General features: G+C 65.6%; 10 protein-coding genes and 1 riboswitch. All 10 genes read left to right on the forward strand.

All coding sequences use genetic code 11. From position 1 onward, the window contains the following. The 10 genes from ACN0TK_RS17360 (at position 1) to ACN0TK_RS17405 (ending at position 15,866) form a co-directional block, all read left to right on the forward strand. Positions 1-1,938, forward strand: coding sequence for a bifunctional 5-dehydro-2-deoxygluconokinase/5-dehydro-2-deoxyphosphogluconate aldolase (locus ACN0TK_RS17360; protein ID WP_417310801.1), 1,938 nt, complete (start codon positions 1-3; stop codon positions 1,936-1,938). Beyond that, the gene (iolD, locus tag ACN0TK_RS17365) at positions 1,935-3,767 is read left to right on the forward strand and encodes a 3D-(3,5/4)-trihydroxycyclohexane-1,2-dione acylhydrolase (decyclizing) (RefSeq protein ID WP_417310802.1); all 1,833 of its coding nucleotides are present in this window, start codon (positions 1,935-1,937) and stop codon (positions 3,765-3,767) included. Before ACN0TK_RS17360 ends, iolD begins: the two co-directional genes overlap by 4 nt. Before the next feature lie 58 nt (positions 3,768-3,825). After that, positions 3,826-4,719: a myo-inosose-2 dehydratase gene (gene iolE / locus ACN0TK_RS17370; protein WP_417310803.1), complete on the forward strand. Its 894-nt coding sequence runs from the start codon at positions 3,826-3,828 to the stop codon at positions 4,717-4,719. 23 nt (positions 4,720-4,742) lie between these two features. Then, entirely contained in the window at positions 4,743-5,552 is an 810-nt protein-coding gene (gene iolB, locus ACN0TK_RS17375; protein WP_417310804.1) for a 5-deoxy-glucuronate isomerase, read from the forward strand. A 140-nt stretch (positions 5,553-5,692) separates the two neighbouring features. Next, complete coding sequence (locus ACN0TK_RS17380) at positions 5,693-8,806, forward strand: alpha-mannosidase (protein ID WP_417310805.1); 3,114 nt, start codon at positions 5,693-5,695, stop codon at positions 8,804-8,806. A gap of 132 nt (positions 8,807-8,938) precedes the next feature. Further along, a riboswitch (cobalamin riboswitch) is annotated at positions 8,939-9,152 on the forward strand. A 152-nt stretch (positions 9,153-9,304) separates the two neighbouring features. Beyond that, on the forward strand, positions 9,305-9,976 hold the full coding sequence (locus ACN0TK_RS17385) for an energy-coupling factor ABC transporter permease (protein ID WP_417310806.1): 672 nt from the start codon (positions 9,305-9,307) through the stop codon (positions 9,974-9,976). Between the two features lie 77 nt (positions 9,977-10,053). After that, entirely contained in the window at positions 10,054-11,106 is a 1,053-nt protein-coding gene (gene cobW / locus ACN0TK_RS17390; protein WP_417310807.1) for a cobalamin biosynthesis protein CobW, read from the forward strand. Between the two features lies 1 nt (position 11,107). After that, on the forward strand, positions 11,108-11,611 hold the full coding sequence (locus tag ACN0TK_RS17395; protein ID WP_417310808.1) for a hypothetical protein: 504 nt from the start codon (positions 11,108-11,110) through the stop codon (positions 11,609-11,611). After that, on the forward strand, positions 11,611-15,303 hold the full coding sequence (gene cobN, locus ACN0TK_RS17400) for a cobaltochelatase subunit CobN (protein WP_417310809.1): 3,693 nt from the start codon (positions 11,611-11,613) through the stop codon (positions 15,301-15,303). Before ACN0TK_RS17395 ends, cobN begins: the two co-directional genes overlap by 1 nt. Continuing rightward, positions 15,300-15,866 carry a hypothetical protein gene (locus ACN0TK_RS17405; RefSeq protein ID WP_417310810.1) on the forward strand — a complete coding sequence of 189 codons (567 nt, stop codon included), beginning with the start codon at positions 15,300-15,302 and terminating at the stop codon, positions 15,864-15,866. Before cobN ends, ACN0TK_RS17405 begins: the two co-directional genes overlap by 4 nt. Positions 15,867-15,986 lie beyond the last annotated feature (120 nt).

A 15,986-nucleotide genomic window follows, 5' to 3' on the forward strand; every position in this document is an offset into this window, starting at 1 on the left:
ATGCCCGCAACCCCCAGCCAGTCTGAGACCCGTCCGCTCGATGTCATCACCATCGGGCGCAGCTCGGTCGATCTCTACGGCGCGCAGGTGGGTGGCAGGCTCGAGGACATGGGCTCGTTCGAAAAATACATCGGCGGCTCACCCACCAACATTGCCTGCGGCGCGGCGCGGCTCGGGCTGAAATCCGGTCTCATCACCCGCGTCGGCGATGAACACATGGGCCGCTTCATCCGCGAACAGCTGATCCGCGAAGGCGTCGATACGCAGGGCGTCATCACCGATCCCGAACGGCTAACCGCGCTGGTGCTGCTTGGCATTCGTGACGAGGATCAGTTCCCGCTGATCTTTTATCGCGAGAACTGCGCCGACATGGCGCTATGCGAAGACGATATCGACGAAGCCTATATCGCCTCGGCCCGCGCGCTGGTCGTCACCGGCACCCATCTGAGCAATCCCAAAACCGAAGCGGCGGTGCTAAAGGCGCTGCGCCTCGCCCGCCAGCACGGCCTCGCCACCGCGCTCGACATCGACTACCGGCCAAATCTCTGGGGCGTTGCCGGCCATGGCGACGGCGAAAGCCGCTTCGTCGAAAGCCAGGCCGTCACTGCCAAACTGCAATCGACGCTGCACCTCTTCGACCTCATCGTCGGCACCGAGGAGGAGTTCCACATCGCCGGCGGCAGCACCGATTCGCTGGCCGCGCTGACAGCGGTCCGCACCCACACTGACGCGACCCTCGTCTGCAAGCGTGGCGCCAGCGGCGCGTCGGCTTTCGACGGCCCGATCCCGGCCAGTCTCGACGTTGGCGAAACCGGTGAGGGCTTTCCCATCGAGGTCTTCAATGTCCTCGGCGCCGGAGACGGCTTCTTTTCGGGCCTGCTCAAAGGCTGGATGGCTGGTGCCGACTGGCCGACCGCGCTGAAATACGCCAACGCCTGCGGCGCCTTCGCCGTCAGTCGCCACGGCTGTACCCCGGCCTATCCATCGGAAGCCGAACTGGCCTTCTTCCTCGAGCGCGGTGTGGTCACCCCCGCGCTGCGGCACGACGCCGAACTCGAACAGATCCACTGGTCGACCAATCGCCCCGGCGACTGGCAGGACCTGCGCGTCTTCGCTTTCGACCATCGCAAGCAGCTGGAAGTGATGGACGGCGCCACCCCGGCGCGGATTGACGCCTTCAAACAGCTTTGCCTCTCCGCGGCCCTCGCCGTCCAGGACGGCCGCCACGGCTACGGCATTCTCTGCGACAACCGGCTCGGCCGGAAAGCTCTGCACGCCGCGTCCGGCTCCGGACTTTGGATCGGCCGCCCCACCGAGCTTCCCAGCTCGCGGCCACTCCGGTTCGAACCCGAAATCGGCGAGGACTGCGGGCAGCTTGTCGAATGGGCCCGCGAGAATGTCGTCAAGACACTGTGCTTCTGCCATCCCGACGACTCCGCCGAAATGCGCGCCGAGCAGGAGGCCACGGTGCGTCGCCTGTTTACCGCAGCGCGGCGCAACCGGCTCGAATTCCTGCTCGAGATCATTCCCAGCAAGGTTGGCGCGGTCACCGGTGACACCGTCGCCACGCTCATCGACCAGTTCTATGCGGCGGGCGTCTACCCCGATTGGTGGAAGCTCGAACCAATGACCACCAGCGCAGGCTGGACCAATGCCATCGCGGCCATCGAGCGCCACGACAGGCAGACGCGCGGCATCGTGGTTCTCGGGCTCGACGCGCCGGAGGCCGAACTCGCGGACTCGTTCCGCGTTGCCGCAGGGTTTCCGCTGGTCAAGGGTTTCGCCGTGGGCCGCACGATCTTCGGCGCGGTGGCCCGCGACTGGCTACGCGGCGAAACCAGCGACGCCGATGCCATCGCCGAAATGACACGACGCTATGCCCGGCTCTGCGAGATCTGGGACACGGCCCGCGCAGATGCGCGAGGGAGGACGAAATGACGAAAACGGTGCGCCTGACGGCGTCGCAGGCCATGATGCGCTGGCTGAGCGTGCAGATGACGGAAGACGGCGAACGCTTCATCGAAGGCGTCTGGGCCATCTTCGGTCACGGCAATGTGGCGGGCATCGGTGAGGCGCTGCACGGCATCGGCGATGCGCTGCCTACCTGGCGTGGGCAGAACGAGCAGACCATGGCGCATGCCGCCATTGCCTACGCCAAGACCAAGCGTCGCCGGCGCGCCATGGCCGTCACATCCTCCATCGGCCCCGGCGCCACCAACATGGTGACCGCGGCCGCACTGGCCCATGTGAACCGTCTGCCGGTGCTCTTCATCCCAGGCGACGTTTTTGCCAATCGCCGGCCCGATCCGGTGCTGCAGCAGATCGAGGATTTCGACGACGGCACCATGACCGTCAACGACTGCTTCCGCCCGGTCAGCCGCTATTTCGACCGTATCGCGCGGCCGGAACACTTGCTGACAGCGCTGCCGCGCGCCATGCGCACGATGACCGACCCGGCCAATTGCGGCCCGGTCACGCTGGCCTTCTGCCAGGATGTGCAGGCCGAGGCCTTCGACTACCCCGAGAGCTTTTTCGAGCCGCAGGTCTGGCGCATCCGCCGGCCCGAACCCGATCCGCGTGAGATCGATGACGTCGTCGCGCTGCTCAAGACTGCAAAGAACCCGGTGATCATTTCTGGTGGCGGCGTACTCTATTCCGGCGCTGAAGCCGCGCTGGCCGATTTCGCCACCCGGCACAACATCCCGCTCGCGGAGACCCAGGCCGGCAAGGGCGCGCTCGACTGGAAGCACGAGCTCAACTACGGCTCGCCCGGCGTCACCGGCTCGGCCTGCGCCAATGAGATCTGCGAAACCGCTGACGTGGTGATCGGCGTCGGCACCCGCTTTCAGGATTTCACCACCGCCAGTTGGAGCTTGTTCAAGCATCCCGGCCGCAAGCTGGTCTCCATCAACCTCCATCCCTACGACGCGCAAAAGCATGGCGCCATCGGCGTCGTCGCCGATGCAAAAGTGGCGATCGAAAAACTCGACGCCGCGCTCGGCGACACGCGGTTCGACGCGATTTCCCCCGCCGCCCGCACCCGCTGGCATGATGCGGTGCGCGGCGCAACTGCTGCGCCCGAAGCCACCAATGCGCTGCCGACCGACAATCAGGTCATCGGCGCGGTCCAGCGGTCCGCGACCGACAACACCATCGCCATGTGCGCCGCAGGCACCATGCCAGGTTCGCTGCACGTGCTGTGGCAGAGCGCACCGGGCGGCTACCACATGGAATATGGCTATTCCTGCATGGGCTATGAGATCGCCGGCGCCATGGGCATCAAGCTCGCCGCACCGCAAAAGGACGTCGTCTGCTTCGTCGGCGATGGCTCCTACATGATGGCCAATTCCGAGCTGGCCACCGCTGTGATGCGCCGCATCCCCTTCGCCGTCGTCCTCACCGACAACCGCGGCTATGGCTGCATCAACCGCCTGCAGCAGGAGCGCGGCGGCGCCCCGTTCAACAATCTCTACAAGAACGCCAATGTCGAGGCGCAGCCCGAGATCGATTTCGTCGCCCACGCCGCAGCGATGGGCGCCCACGCCATCAAGGTGGGCTCGATCGCCGAACTGGAAGCCGGCCTTGTCGAGGCGCGCAGCCGGAATATTCCGACGGTGCTGGTGATCGATACCGACCCTGTGCCCGGTACCGGCATTGGCGGGGCCTGGTGGGATGTGGCGGTGCCGCAGGCGGGCGGCCCGGAGCGGCTCGAAAGCGCCCGCGACAGCTACAACACCCGGATGGCCGACCAGCGCGTCTTCGACTGAGCGACAGCCGCCGCATCCGCGCCGGCACCCCACACATTCGGGACGGGAGGTCCTGTGAATGATCTTATTCGGCACCAACCCCATCGCCTGGTCGAATGACGACGATCACGCCATCGGCGCTCATCTCACGCTGGATGACTGCCTGAGCGATTGCCGCACCATCGGCTTCGACGGCATCGAGAAGGGCCACAAGATGCCCAATGACGGCGTGGCACTGAAGGCCCGGCTCGGCGAATACGGCCTGCGCTTTGCCGCCGGCTGGCACTCGACCAACATTCTCACCAACGACATCGCAACCGAAAAGCGTCACCTCCAGGTCTTCATAGATATGGTGAAAGCCGCCGGCGGCAGCCACATCAACGCCTGCGAATGCTCCAACACCGTGCACGGCAGCGACGGTACCCCGGTCAACAACCGGCCCATCATGACCGACGCGGAATGGCAGCGCTTTTCCGCCGGCTACGAGGAGCTCTCGGCCTATGCTGCAGAGCAGGGCGTGCCGATGGGCTACCACCATCACATGGGCACCATCATCGAATCCGAAGCCGATATCGATCGCTTCATGCAGATGGCCGGGCCGCACACCCGTCTGCTGCTGGACACCGGCCACGCCTATTTCGGTGGGGCCGATCCCGCTGCCCTCGCCAGCCGCTACATGGATCGCGTGACGCATATCCATTGCAAGAACATCCGGCCCGACATCATGCGCCAGGTGCGCGAGCGGGACCTGTCCTTCCTCGAGGGGGTCCGCCGCGGTGCCTTCACCGTGCCGGGCGATGATGCCGGCTGCGTGGAGTTCGCGCCCGTCCTGAAGATTGCTGCCGAGCATGGCTACGACGGCTGGCTCGTCATCGAGGCCGAGCAGGACAGCCTCGTCTACAACCCGCTCGAGTATCAGGGGCTGGGCCTTGCCACTCTCAAGCAGATCGCTGCCGAGGTCGGGCTCGTCTAGAGCCACCGCAGGAGGAGACACCAATGCCAGACTTGTTGCGCAAGCCGTTCGGAAACCACGGCAAGGTTCATGACATCACGCCCGAAGGCGCAGGCTGGCGCTACGTCGGCTTTGCGCTGCATCGCCTGCGGCCCGGCGAGACCATCGCCGAGGCGACTGGCGACCGCGAGGTCATCATCGTCATGGTCGAGGGCAAGGCGAAGTTCACCGCCGCCGGCACCGACTGGGGCGAGCTCGGCGACCGTATGGACGTCTTCGAAAAGACCCCGCCGCACAGCCTTTATGTGCCCAACGGCGCTGACTGGCGCGCCGAAGCCACCACCGAGTGCACCATCGCGGTCTGCTCGGCGCCCGGCAAGGGCGGCCACGAAGCGCGCCGCATCGGCCCCGATGGCATCACGCTCACGCCGCGCGGCAAGGATCAGAACACCCGCTACATCAACAACATCGCGATGGAAGGCGAAGACTTCTGCGACAGCCTGCTGGTGACCGAGGTGTTCACGCCATCGGGCAACTGGTCGTCCTATCCCTCGCACCGCCACGACGAGGACGACTTCCCGCGCATCACCTATCTCGAAGAGAGTTATTATCACCGGCTGAACCCGGCCAAGGGCTTCGGCGTCCAGCGCGTCTATACCGACGACGGCGGCCTCGACGAGACCATGGCCGTCGCCAATCATGACGTCGTCCTCGTGCCCCGCGGCCACCATCCCTGCGGCGCGCCTTATGGCTTCGAGATGTACTATCTCAACGTCATGGCCGGCCCGCTGCGCAAATGGCGTTTCGTCTCTGACCCCAACGTCGAGTGGCTCGTTGCGCGCGACAGTGCCTGAGACCGCAGCAGATGGGGCGGCCCGCGTTCAGACCGCCCAGCCGCATCCGGCTGCGCGATCCTTGCAGACAGCAAAGGCGCGGCTCGCCACGCACATAGTATTTGGCTCGCTATGAATGGGCTCGAAAAATCGGATTGATCATGCGTATTGAAAAACTGGACCATCTGCTGTCGCGCCTGCGCGAGAGAATTTTCACCCGCCTCGATCTCGATCTGCCCCTGCGCTTCCGGCGTGGCGGGCAGGAGCAGCGCAAGGAGATTCTCGGCGAGGACCCGTCGCTATGGCAGGCCGTCGAGCCGGAACTCGTCTGGGGCGAGACCGAAGCGTTCTTCTGGTTTGCGACAACCCTGGTGCTGCCGGAAGACGCCGCCGGAGAGCGGCTGTTTCTCGCCATCGATACGCAGTTTGGTACCACCCACGGCCGCACCGATCCGCAATGTCTGGTGCGCATCAATGGCAAGATCGTCCAGGGCGCAGATGGCAATCACCGCGAAGTGCTGCTGACGGCGAACGGCAAGCCCGGTGATCGCTTCGATATCCTGATCGAGGCGGGAACGATCGAGGATCGCCGTCAGCACGGCATTAAGCTGTCGCTGATGCGGCACGATCCGCTGGTCGAAAAGCTGTTCTACGATCTCAGCGTGCCGCTGGACGTCGCCCGCCTGCTGCAAGAGGACGATCCGCGCCGGCACTTTATCCTCAACCACGTCAACGACGCGTTGAAGCAGGTCGACTATCGCCCCGGCGATGCCGAGCGCTTTGTCGCCTCGCTGCACCGTGCAGAAGAGATTGGCGACGCCATCTATGCTGCTGCCGACTTCGAGGACAAACCGGTGATCACCGTCACCGGCCATACCCATATCGACGTCGCCTGGCTGTGGCGCATTCGCGAAACGCGGCAGAAAATGGCGCGCTCCATGGCGACGGCGCTGGCGCTGATGGACGAGTATCCGGACTACCGGTTCATGTACAATCAGGGCGTGCTGCTCGACTGGCTGTCCGAGGATTACCCCGAAATCTTCTCACGCCTTCAGGATCAGGTGCAGGCCGGCCGCTTCGAGATCGAAGGCGCGCTCTGGCTCGAGCCCGACGCCAATATCACCAGCGGCGAGTCCTTCGTCCGCCACATCCTGCATGGCGTGCGCTACCACGAAGAGACCTTTTCGGTCACGCCGCGGATCTTCTGGCTGCCCGACACCTTCGGCTATTCCGCCGCCCTGCCGCAGCTGATGAAGCTGTCCGGCGTCGATGTCTTCGTCACCCACAAGCTGAGCTGGAACGACACCAACCGCATGCCCAACGAGACCTTCCACTGGGAAGGCATCGATGGCAGCACGGTGGCCGCCTATTTCCTGACGACCCAGGCCTACACCTCACAGGGCATCGGCACGACCTACTGCCCCGATCTCAAGCCCACCGATGTCATGGGCACCTGGCGCCGGCACGGCCAGCAGGATCTCAATAAGGAACTCTTCCTCGTCTACGGCCATGGCGATGGCGGCGGCGGTCCGACCCGCGAAATGCTGGAAAACATCCGCCGCATGGAAAAGGGCATCCCCGGCTGCCCGGCCATTCGCCACGAGCCGATGCGCCCCTTCTTCGACCGGCTGCTGCAGCGCATGGCCGACCGGCCTGCCGATTACCCCACCTGGGTCGGCGAACTTTATCTGGAATATCATCGCGGCACACTCACGTCGGTCGCCAAGAACAAGCGCAGCAATCGCTATTCCGAGCAATTGCTGCGCGAGCTCGAAGCGCTTGCCGTCGCCGCCGAGCTGCGGGCCGGTCTCGCCTATCCTGCGGAAGAGCTGCACGCCCTGTGGCGCATCGTGCTGCTCAACCAGTTCCACGATATCCTCCCCGGCTCCTCGATCGAAGGCGTCTTCATCGACAGCGACCGCGACTATGCCGAGTTCTTCGCGCGCGCCGACGCGCTGCGGGCGAAGCTCGGCGGCACGCTGCTCCCGGCGGGGGAGACGGGGGTCTTCAACATCCTCGGTCGTCCGCGGGATGGCCTGATGGAGATTTCCGCCGAGTCCCCGCAGTCGATAAGCATCGATGGCGCGGCGCTCGCGACGCAGACCGTCCACCACGCCGACGGCACCCAGGCCGAGGCCGTGCCGCTGCGCGCCATTGCCCCGACGGCTCTGACCCCACTCGCCATCGCCCCCGCCGATCCGGCGTCGGGCAGTGCCGACCTGCGCGTCACCGAGCAATCGCTGGAAAACGACCGTCTCAGCCTGCGCTTCAACGCCAAGGGTCAGCTCGTCTCGGTTCTCGACAAGCAGCTTGGGCGTGAACTGTTGCGCGATGGTGAGCCGGCAAACCGCCTCCAAGCCTATCGCGACATGCCGGTCGCCTATGATGCGTGGGATATCGACGACAGCTTCGAAGATCAGATCTGGGAGATCGACGAACTGATTTCCGCCGAAGTGGTCGAAACCGGGCCTTACCGGGCCGCCATCCGCTTCGAGTGGCGCTATGAATCCTCGCGCATCGTGCAGGTCATCGCGCTCGAAGCCGGCATCGCGCGTGTCGATATCGACAGCTTCATCGACTGGCACGAGCACGACACGCTGATCAAATCGGCCTTCCCGCTGGCCATCCAGACGCGCGAGAGCACTGCCGAAATCCAGTTCGGCCACGTGCGCCGCCCGACCCATCGCAACACCTCATGGGATGAGGCGCGGTTCGAAACGGTGATGCACCGCTGGATGGATCTGTCGGAGCCCGACTTCGGCGTCGCCTTCTTCAACGACAGCAAGTACGGCTACGATGTGCGCGGCAATACGGTGCGCCTCACGCTGCTGAAATCGCCCACCTATCCATGGCCCGAAGCCGACCAGGGCGAGCATCGCTTCAGCTATGCGCTGCGCCTGCACCACGGGCTGCAGAACACCGACATTCCGGCCGAGGCCGAGGTCTATAACCTGCCGCTCCGGCTTGTCGCCGGCACGGGGCAGGGGAATGCTGCAGACGTGCAGTCCCCTCTGGTCACGGTCGATGGCGAGGGCGTCACGCTCGAAACGGTCAAGAAAGCGGAGAACGGCGACGGCATGATCCTGCGCCTGTGGGAAACCCGCGGGCGCAATGCAGAGGTGAAGGTGGTCTTGCCGCCGGGAACGCACGGTGTCGAACGGGTCAATCTGCTCGAGCGCGAGCCGAAAGCTCTCGACATCAAAGACGGCGGCGTGCGCTTGCGTTTCGCCCCCTTCGAGATCGTGACGCTGAAAGTCGCGATGCCGGAACACTAGGCTCAGCGGCGACCTGATCTGGCCGTCCCATAGGTGGCCATCCACGCGCCCGCCGACCCCGCGAATGGGTCGGCGGGCGCTGTCGTTTCCGCGACATCCATTCCCGCCCTTGCCCTCGCCGCCACCCCATGCGATGGATTGAACCGTGTTGGTTCCCCGAGTCCGAAAGGGCGAGGGGATCAAAAGGGAACACGGTGAGGCGTACCCATCAGGGACCTAATCCGTGGCTGCCCCCGCAACTGTGAACGATGAGGATTGGTCACACACCCACTGGGCAACCGGGAAGGGGACCATTCCGCCAAAGACATCGTGAGCCAGGAGACCTGCCAACATCCCGTTCAATGCTCAACTGTCGGTGGGACAGGCGGAGGTGTGCATGACCAGACCATCAGGCTGAGTCCGCTTTGCGGGCCATGAAGCGCCCGTGCTGCCCGTCGCCAACTGCGCCGGCCGGCCCATCACGCTTTTTCTCTGACACCTGTGACAGGACCCAATTTCATGCACATCGAACCCGGCCTCATCTCGCCCGAAAAAATGCTCCTCGCCTATGCTGCCGCCACGACCGCCGGTGCCACCACCGTCAAGTTTGCGCTCGACGCCATCAAGGAGCGCGGCGCCCTGTCGCTCGTCGCCCGCTCGGCCATGACCACGGCCGCCGTCTTCGCCTTTTTCGAGGTGCTGCCGCACTACCCGGTGGGCGTCAGCGAGGTGCATCTGATCCTCGGCACCACCCTGCTGCTGATCTTCGGCGCGGTTCCCGCCGCCATCGGCCTGATCCTCGGCCTCCTGGCGCAGGGCCTGTTCTTTGCACACTTCGACCTGCCGCAATATGCCGCCAACATAACCACCCTGCTGGTGCCGCTGTTCGCCATCAAGCTGGTCGCCGACCGGATCATTCCGCGCGACACCGCCTATGTCGACATCTCCTACGTGCAGGCGCTGAAACTGTCGGCCACCTATCAGGGCGGCGTCGTGCTGTGGGTCGCCTTCTGGGCGCTTTACGGTCAGGGCTTCGGCGCGGAGAACATGGCGTCGGTCGCCAGCTTCGGCGGCGCCTATATGCTGGTCGTTCTGGCCGAGCCGCTGATCGATCTGGCCGTGCTCGCCGGCGCCAAGACCATGCGCGGCCTGGGCAAGACCGGCCTCGTCACGCCGCGCCTCTTCGCCTGATCGCGATCTGCTGTCGCTGACCTCTGCGCGCCCGGAACGTCCGGGCGCGCCTCCCTTTTCGTGAAGGAGCTCGTCCGATGAGCAAGATTCCCGTCACCGTCATCACCGGCTTCCTCGGATCCGGCAAGACCACCCTCGTGCGGCACCTGTTGGCCCACGCCCAAGGCAAGCGCATCGCGCTGATCATCAACGAGTTCGGCGAACTCGGCATCGACAAGGACATCCTCGCCGGTTGCGGCGACGAGACCTGTCGCGAAGAGGACATGGTCGAACTCGCCAATGGCTGCATCTGCTGCACCGTGGCCGACGAGTTCATCCCCACCATGCAGGCGTTGCTGGAGCGCGACGAGCGGCCCGATCACATCGTCATCGAAACTTCCGGCCTTGCCCTGCCGCAGCCCTTGATCCGCGCCTTCAACTGGCCCGAGATCAAGTCGGAAGTGACCATCGACGGCGTCATCACCGTCGCCGATGCGGCCGCGCTCGCGGAAGGCCGCTTCGCCAATGACGAAGCCGCGGTCGACGCACTGCGCTCCGCCGACGATATGCTCGATCACGAGACCCCGCTGGGCGAGCTGTTCGAGGACCAGTTGGTCGCCGCCGACATGATCGTCCTCAACAAGGCCGATCTGGTTTCGGAGGCCGCGCTCGACACCATCGAGACGCACCTGCGCGCCGAAATGCGCCCCGGCACCGGCATCGTCCGCGCCCACAACGCCCATGTCGATGTCGCGGCGCTGCTCGGCCTCGGTCTCGCCACGGAGGACAATCTCGAGGGTCGCGACAGCCATCATGAGCTCGAGCACAATGGCAAACCGCATGAGCACGACGATTTCGACAGCTTCACACTGACGCTCGACGGCGTGCACAACCGCGACCAGCTGCTCAAATCCATCGAGCAGACGATCCGTGAGCATGACGTGCTGCGTTTGAAGGGCTTCGCCGCCCTGCCGGGCAGCGCGGCCCGTCTCGCCATCCAGGCCGTCGGGCCGCGTGTCACGGCCTATTTCGACCGGCCCTGGGGCGAGGGCGAGACCCGCGCCACCAGCCTCGTCGTCATCGGCGAGAGCCCGCTCGATCGTGCGGCGATCACCGCCAGCCTCGAAGGTGCCGTCGCCGCGGCGGCGTGAGATGACCGAAACGAACGGCGAACGGGCACCCAGCAGCCGCAGCCTGGCGCTGTTTCTGGTGACATTGGCGTTGGGGCCGTTCTTCGCGGGTGTGAGTTTCGTGCTGATTCTTGCGGCATTTGCCGTGATGTCGGGCGAGGATTCCTTTGCTGCATTTGGTATCCTCGGTGGCCTGCCAGTGTTCGTCTGGGTGAGTTACACGTTCGGCCTGGTGCCGGCAGCACTCGTCGGACTTGCCCTCGCGCTGATGGTGCGTAGCGTGTCGTCGCGGCGGGTGAAGCTGCCTTTCGCGGCTGTCATTGGCGGTGGTGTCACGCTCGTCGTCATGCCGATCGTGGTGCTGGTGACGACCGGGCGCCTGGATATCGCCGACTCGCTCTGGCTGATAGTCATGTCCGCGGTGGCGGGTGGCTTGGCGGCACTCGCCTCTACAGCGCTCGTAACCTTCTGGCCGCTGGACCCCGTTACCGAGCCGTCCGACCCGCCAGCGGGGTCTGGACTCTGATGCACCTTCTCGCCGCCCAGGCCGGCGCCCTGCAGCAGGAGGGCGAGGCGATCGATCTGGGGCAGACCCCGGGTGCGATCGTCTTTGCCTCCGCCGCGGACAGCGAGCTGATGATGCTCGCTGCCGCCGCCGATCGCGCCGTCTATGACGACCTGCGCCTCGCCAACCTGCTGCGGCTCGGCCACAACCTGTCGGTCGACATGTGGCTCGACCGGACGGTGCGGCACGCCAGGCTGGTGGTCGTCCGTCTGCTCGGCGGGGCCGCCTACTGGCCCTATGGCGTCGATGAACTGACCGGCCTCGCGGCACAGGGCGTGCCTGTCGCCTTCCTGCCCGGCGACGCGACCCCCGACCCCATCCTGCGCGAGCGCTCCACCGTCGATCCGGCTGCGTGGGACCGGCTGCACGCCCTGTTCGTCGCTGGTGGGCCGCAGAACGCCGAAGCGCTGCTGACGGCATTTCGGCAGATGGCCGGAGACGGCGCCGCGCCGCCCCTGGCAGACCCAGAGCCTAAACCCTTCCCCCGCTTCGGCCATTGGCACCCGAAGACCGGCATTGCCGATGCGGGGCCGGATGGGGCCGGCGCCAGGATCCCGATCCTCTTTTACCGCGCCGCGCTCGAAGGCGCCGGCACCGCAACGCTCGAAGCGCTGGTTGCCGAACTCGAGGGCAGGGGGCTCACCCCCGTGCCACTGGTCGTCTCCTCGCTCAAGCAGGCCGACTGCGTCGCCTTCGTGCGCGCCGCCTTCGCCGCGCATCCGCCGGCGGCCATCCTCAATCTCACCGGTTTCGCCATCGGCCTCGACGGGCTCGATCCCACGCGCAATCCCTTCGCCGATACCGACGCTCCGGTGATCCAGCTCATCCAGGGCGGGCGCCCCGAGGCGCAGTGGCGCGATGATATCCAGGGCCTCACCGCGAAGGATCTGGCGATGCAGATCGTGCTGCCCGAAATGGACGGCCGGCACGGCATGATCCTCGTCGGCCACAAGCAGGACGCGGTCTGGCATGCCCGCACCCAATGCCCGCTCTCGGCCTATGCGCCCGATGCCGAGGGCATCGCCCGCGCCGTCACCCTCGCTGAAAACTGGGCGCGGCTGCGCGCCACATCCCGCGCCGAGCGCCGCGTCGCCATCGTCCTCGCCAACTACCCCATTCGCGACGGCCGCCTCGCCAACGGCGTCGGCTACGACGCCCCGCAATCGACCGTCGAGATTCTCGAGACATTGGCGGGCGCTGGCTATGCCCTCGACGGCCTTGCCCCTGGGGATAAGACGATCTCAGGCAACGCGCTCATCGAGATGCTGCAGGCGGGGCCGACCAATGCGCATCCGGAGCGGGGTGAGGGCATCGCCTTTCCCATAGCGCGTTATCACGAGCTGTTCGGGGCCTTGCCGAAAAAACTGCGCGATGAGGTCACCGCGCGCTGGGGCGCGGCCGAAACCGATCCCTTCTGCCGCGGCGACAGCTTCCACCTGCCGGCCATCCGTTTCGGCAATGTCGCCGTGCTTCTGCAGCCGGCGCGCGGCTATCACCTCGACGAGACCGCAAGCTATCACGATCCCGATCTCGTGCCGCCGCATGGCTATCTCGCGGCTTATCTTTGGCTCCGTCACGCGTTCGCCGCCCACGTCATGATCCACAATGGCAAGCACGGCAATCTCGAATGGCTGCCCGGCAAGGCGACAGCGCTGGATATAACGAGCTATCCCGCCGCGCTCTGGGCCGAGCTGCCGCAGCTCTATCCCTTCATCGTCAACGACCCCGGCGAGGGCACGCAGGCCAAGCGCCGCACCGGCGCGGTGATCATCGACCATCTTGTGCCGCCGCTGACGCGCGCCGAAACCTATGGCCCGCTCAAGGACCTCGAAGCGCTGCTCGACGAGTACTATGCCGCCTCCGGCATGGACCGCCGCCGCCTTGCGGGGCTCAGGAAGCGCATCCTCGACTTCGCCCGCGATGCGCGGCTCGATCGCGATATCGGGCTCGGTGCCGACGACACCGAGAATCTGACCCGCATTGACACCTTCCTCTGCGATCTGAAGGAAGCCCAGATCCGCGACGGGCTCCACATCTTTGGCCAGTCGCCAAACGGACGCCTCGAACGCGACCTCGCCATCGCGCTGGCCCGCGTCCCCCGCGGCGACGCGGCCGGCGACGCCTCGATCATTCGCGCCCTCGCCGACGACCTGAAACTCGGCGTCGATCCTCTGACAGCGGACCTTGGCAAGCCCTATAGGGGCCCATCGCCAGGGAAAGCGGAGGGGATACGCACCATCGGCCAACTCGTCGAACAGCTCGAAGCCCTCGCCGCCGAACTCGTTGATGGCACCAACCCGCCGCCCGGGCCCGCCAGCACGGCCGTGCTCGATACGATAGAACGGGTTATCAAACCTCGCCTCGCGGCCTCGGGTCCGGCGGAACTGCAGGCCCTGCTCGATGGGCTGGACGGCAAGTTCATCGCGCCCGGGCCATCGGGCGCTCCGAGCCGCGGCCGGCTCGACGTGCTGCCGACCGGGCGCAATTTCTACTCCGTCGACAACCGCGCCATTCCGACACCCACCGCCTGGGAACTCGGCCAGAAGTCGGCCGAAAACCTGCTGGTGCGCCACTTCCAGGATCATGGTGCGCCGCTGCGGTCGCTGGCGCTCTCGGTCTGGGGTACGGCAAACATGCGCACCGGCGGCGACGACATCGCCCAGGCCCTGGCCTTCCTCGGCGCCCGGCCGAGCTGGGATCCCGGTTCGCTGCGGATAACGGGTTATGAGATCATCCCGCTGGCGAAGCTCGGGCGGCCGCGTGTCGATGTCACGCTGCGAATCTCCGGCTTTTTCCGCGACGCCTTTCCGGCTCAGATCGCGCTGTTCGACAAAGCGATCCGCGCCATCGGGGCGCTCGATGAACCCGAGGAGATGAACCCGATCGCCGCCCGCATGCGCACCGATGCGCTGGGCCTGATGCAGGCAGGGGCGGACGAGGCCGAAGCCGCGCTGCGCGCCGGGCACCGCGTCTTCGGCTCGAAGCCCGGTGCCTATGGCGCGGGGCTGCAGGGGCTGATGGACGACGGGCATTGGGCGAAGAAGTCCGACCTCGCCGAGGCCTTCCTCAACTGGGGCCAATACGCCTATGGCGCACACGCCAGCGGCACACCCGACCGCGACCGCTTCGCCGCCCGCCTCTCAGATATCGAGGCGGTGGTGCACAACCAGGACAATCGCGAGCACGACCTGCTCGATTCCGACGATTATTACCAGTTCGAGGGTGGCCTCGCGGTCACTGCGGAAACGCTGAGCGGGCAAGCGCCGGCGACCTATCACAATGATCATTCGCGCCCCGAGCGGCCCGTCGCGCGCACGCTGGACGAAGAGATTTCCCGCGTCATGCGCAGCCGCGTCGTCAATCCCAAATGGATCGACGGGGTGAAGCGCCACGGCTACAAGGGCGCCTTCGAGATCATCGCCACGGTCGATTACATGTTCGCCTTCGCCGCCACCACCGGGGCGGTGAAGACCCACCATTTCGACCTCGCCTTCGAAGCCTTCGTCGAGGACGAGGCGACCCGCGACTTCATCCAGCAGAACAACCGCTATGGCTGGGACGAACTCCTCGCCAAGTTCCGCGACGCCCGCGACCGCGGCTTCTGGACGCCCCGCTCCAACTCCGCCTACGCTTGGCTGGAGGGGGAACAATGAACAACACGATCATCTATCTGATTGGTCACTACGGCGTCGGCAAGCTCACAGTCGCCAAGGCCATTTGCGCCGCCAGCGATGCAAGGTTGTTCGACAATCATCTAGCCAACAACGTCGTCTTTTCGCTGATTCGTGCCGACGGCAAGACACCCCTTCCCGAGCGCGTTTGGGACATGATCGGCGTCATCCGCAGCCAGGCTCTGGCGGCGATTGAGGAGTTGACGCCGCCTTCGGCAAGCTTCGTGCTGACCAACTGCCTGATTGAGGGCAATCCGCGGGACCACGCCGCCTACGGCAGAATCGCGGATCTGGCTGCTCGACGCCAAAGCACCTTTATCCCAGTCCTTTTGCGAGCGTCAGATGCCGCTCACGCTGCACGCATTCCGTCGGCTGACCGCGTCGAACGGATCAAACACACTGACGTCGCTAGTGCTGCTGAGAAGCGGCACACGAGCGAACTGCTGCGGATCATCCATCCCAACCGGCTAGACCTCGACACTACCGACCTACCGCCTGCAGAAGCAGCACGTATCATCATCGAACACGCGGAGCATCTCGCATGACCGAACGCGCCCCCAAAAAAACCGACCTCATGACCGAGGCCGAGCGGGATGCCTATCACGCTGAAAAGATGCGCAAAAAGAAGGAGGCGCGGAACAAGATCCTCGCCACCAAGACCGAGG

The sequence above is a fragment of the Devosia sp. genome (assembly GCF_048261455.1).
Lineage (GTDB): Bacteria > Pseudomonadota > Alphaproteobacteria > Rhizobiales > Devosiaceae > Devosia_A.

Excerpts from the sequence above, each read along its gene's own strand:
- iolE (WP_417310803.1), top strand. The coding sequence starts at position 3,826 with ATGATCTTATTCGGCACCAACCCCATCGCCTGGTCGAATGACGACGAT.
- ACN0TK_RS17385 (WP_417310806.1), top strand. The coding sequence starts at position 9,305 with ATGCACATCGAACCCGGCCTCATCTCGCCCGAAAAAATGCTCCTCGCC.
- cobW (WP_417310807.1), top strand. The coding sequence starts at position 10,054 with ATGAGCAAGATTCCCGTCACCGTCATCACCGGCTTCCTCGGATCCGGC.
- ACN0TK_RS17380 (WP_417310805.1), top strand. The coding sequence starts at position 5,693 with ATGCGTATTGAAAAACTGGACCATCTGCTGTCGCGCCTGCGCGAGAGA.
- ACN0TK_RS17360 (WP_417310801.1), top strand. The coding sequence starts at position 1 with ATGCCCGCAACCCCCAGCCAGTCTGAGACCCGTCCGCTCGATGTCATC.
- cobN (WP_417310809.1), top strand. The coding sequence starts at position 11,611 with ATGCACCTTCTCGCCGCCCAGGCCGGCGCCCTGCAGCAGGAGGGCGAG.
- ACN0TK_RS17395 (WP_417310808.1), top strand. The coding sequence starts at position 11,108 with ATGACCGAAACGAACGGCGAACGGGCACCCAGCAGCCGCAGCCTGGCG.
- iolD (WP_417310802.1), top strand. The coding sequence starts at position 1,935 with ATGACGAAAACGGTGCGCCTGACGGCGTCGCAGGCCATGATGCGCTGG.
- iolB (WP_417310804.1), top strand. The coding sequence starts at position 4,743 with ATGCCAGACTTGTTGCGCAAGCCGTTCGGAAACCACGGCAAGGTTCAT.
- ACN0TK_RS17405 (WP_417310810.1), top strand. The coding sequence starts at position 15,300 with ATGAACAACACGATCATCTATCTGATTGGTCACTACGGCGTCGGCAAG.